Origin of the sequence: Sphingomonas sp. (genome assembly GCF_019242355.1) — a bacterium.
Taxonomy (GTDB): domain Bacteria; phylum Pseudomonadota; class Alphaproteobacteria; order Sphingomonadales; family Sphingomonadaceae; genus Sphingomicrobium.
In genome coordinates this window covers 1-2,562 of record NZ_JAFAVR010000117.1, presented here as the reverse complement: position 1 = coordinate 2,562, position 2,562 = coordinate 1, and the positions used below count along the sequence as shown (strand labels likewise).

The window sequence follows — 2,562 nt, the reverse complement described above, 5'->3', positions numbered from 1 at the left end:
TCGCGCGACAGCGGCGTCACCTGGCTCGCGATCGCGCTCAGCTGCACCTTGTGCCTCTTCCACGAGGGGCTCGCCATCGGCTTCGGCAGTCGCAAGGTCGAATATGTCGACAAGATCGGCGATCCGAAGTCGATCTTCTACAAGGGCCGCCTGTTCATGGGCGAGCTGCCCCGCATGTTTCGCGGCGGCTGGGACGCGCGCCTGCATGGGACCTATCTGCGCCTTCACTTCCCGGAGACGGGCAGCACGATCACCGGCGAGGCTGGCGACAATATCGGCCGCGGCGATCGCGCCAGCATCTATTTCGTCGACGAAGCCGCCTTCCTCGAACGCCCGCAGCTCGTCGACGCCTCGCTCTCCCAGACGACGAACTGCCGGCAGGACATTTCGACGCCGAACGGCATGGCCAACCCGTTCGCGCAGAAGGTGCACGGCGGCCAGATCAGGACCTTCCGCTTCCACTGGCGTGACGATCCGAGGAAGGACGAAGCCTGGTATGCCAAGCAGGTGGCGGAGCTCGATCCTGTCACCGTCGCCCAGGAAATCGATATCGATTACACCGCCTCGGTCGAAGGCATCCTGATCCCCTCGGCATGGGTGCAGGCGGCTGTCGACGCTCATGTGAAGCTCGGCGTCGAACCGACCGGCGCCCGCCGCGGCGCCTTGGACGTTGCCGACGAGGGCAAGGACAAAAACGCTTTTGCGATCGCCCGCGGCTGCCTCGTGGAGCATGTCGAGGAGTGGTCGGGCAAAGGCGGTGACATCTTCAGCACCGTTCAGCGCGCCTTCCACCTCTCAGACGAGCACGATCTGCCGGAGTTCAAGTTCGACTCCGATGGCCTTGGTGCCGGCGTGCGCGGCGACGCCCGCATCGTCAATGAGCAGCGCCAGAGCACCAAGCAGCGCGAAATCAGCGTTCTGCCCTTCCGCGGCTCCGAAGCCGTCTGGCGGCCGGAGAGCGAGGACGTGAAAGGCCGCAAGAACAAGGACTTCTTCGCGAACCGGAAGGCGCAGGGCTGGTTCAACCTGCGCCGTCGCTTCCAGACGACCTTCCGCGCCGTCACCTCCGGCGCCGAGTTCGAGCCCGACGACATCATCTCGATTGCATCGGGATGCGGTGCGCTCGCGCAGCTCAGCGGAGAGCTCTCCCAGCCGACTTACTCAATCAACGCTGTGGGCAAGGTCGTTATCGACAAAATGCCGGACGGAGCGAAATCGCCGAACATGGCGGACAGTGTTATGATAGTGTTCGCAGACACCTGGCAGCCAATGGTGATCAACCCCGAAATGCTTGAGCTGATCTAGGTTCAGGGGTATCGTAAACCCTCAGACTGGAGACGCATTCTCATGGCGCGAAAGACGAAGATAGTCACGATACAGTCGGAAGGCCGCGATAAGGGACGAGCCTATCAACTTACCGAGATGCCAGCTACCCAGGCAGAGGACTGGGCGTCCCGGGCGCTATTCGCAATCGGCAAGAGCAATCCAGACCTTCCGGATAATGTCACCTCCGCAGGCATGGCAGGCGTCGCGGCGCTCGGCATCCGCGCCCTGGCGTCAATTCCTTGGGCCGAAGCCGAGCCGCTATTGGCGGAGATGTTCACGTGCATCCAGTATGTGCCCGATCCATCGCGGCCGAGCATCGTCCGACCGCTGATCGAAGACGACATCGAGGAAGTCGCCACCCGCGTCATGCTGCGCGCGGAGGTTGCTAGCCTCCACCTGGGTTTTTCCATCGCCGCCGAGCTTTCGAAGCTGGGGGCGGCGCTCAAGAAGTTCATCGATACGAGGCTTACCCCAACATCCCATCCGGGATTGGCGCCGTCGTGACCTCGCACCTCGCCACGCTGCATGAGCTGAGCACGATCTACGGCACCGAGGACCTCCACAACCTCCTCGAGATCGCGGTCGTCAACGCGCACAACCAGAGGATCGCCAATGAAGCTGCGGCGAACAGCTGAGCGCGATCTTCGCTTGATGGGAAGATGATCGCCATGGGCGCGATGAAAGGCGGTGGAAAGCTGGAGGCATTCCTGCGGGACATGGAACGCAAGATTTCGCGCCCGGCCGTGCTGAAGGTCGGCTTTATGGAAGACGCGAAGGAGCCGGATGGCACTCCCACGGCGATGGTCGCAGCAATCAACAACTTCGGCGCCCCGGCTGTTGGAATACCGCCCCGGCCCTTCTTCAGCACGATGATCAGCAAGAACCAGGCGTCCTGGCCCGCGCAGCTCGCGGGCTGCCTGAAAGCCCGCGACATGGATGCGACCGCCGCGCTCGAGGATATGGGCGGCATCATCGCCGGCGAACTCCGGACCGAGATTACCTTGATGGACTCGCCCCCGCTCAGTCCCGTGACGCTGATGCTGCGTTCCATGCGCATCGGCAAGCGCGACGAGCCTGTGACGTTCGCAATGGTCCAGGAGGGGCGCGCTCGCGTAGCGCGTGGCGAGCAGCCGAAGGGGCTGACAGCGACTGGTGCGAAGCCGCTCGTCGACAGCGGCACGATGCTGAACCGCATCGAGAGCGTGGTGGAGAGCTGACATGCCGACCGTGATCGAC

Annotated in this window: 4 protein-coding genes; all 4 read left to right on the top strand. The window is 63.3% G+C overall.

Annotation, left to right across the window (positions count from 1 at the left end):
• A partial coding sequence (locus tag JOZ79_RS05670; protein WP_294071790.1) for a hypothetical protein occupies window positions 1-1,305 on the top strand: 1,305 nt, incomplete at its 5' end.
• Window positions 1,306-1,347: 42 nt separating this feature from the next.
• Window positions 1,348-1,830, top strand: coding sequence for a hypothetical protein (locus tag JOZ79_RS05665; RefSeq protein WP_294071787.1), 483 nt, complete (start codon window positions 1,348-1,350; stop codon window positions 1,828-1,830).
• Window positions 1,827-1,961, top strand: coding sequence for a hypothetical protein (locus JOZ79_RS05660; protein ID WP_294071785.1), 135 nt, complete (start codon window positions 1,827-1,829; stop codon window positions 1,959-1,961). Before JOZ79_RS05665 ends, JOZ79_RS05660 begins: the two co-directional genes overlap by 4 nt.
• A 24-nt stretch (window positions 1,962-1,985) precedes the next feature.
• Entirely contained in the window at window positions 1,986-2,543 is a 558-nt protein-coding gene (locus JOZ79_RS05655; protein ID WP_294071783.1) for a hypothetical protein, read from the top strand.
• Window positions 2,544-2,562: the final 19 nt, after the last annotated feature.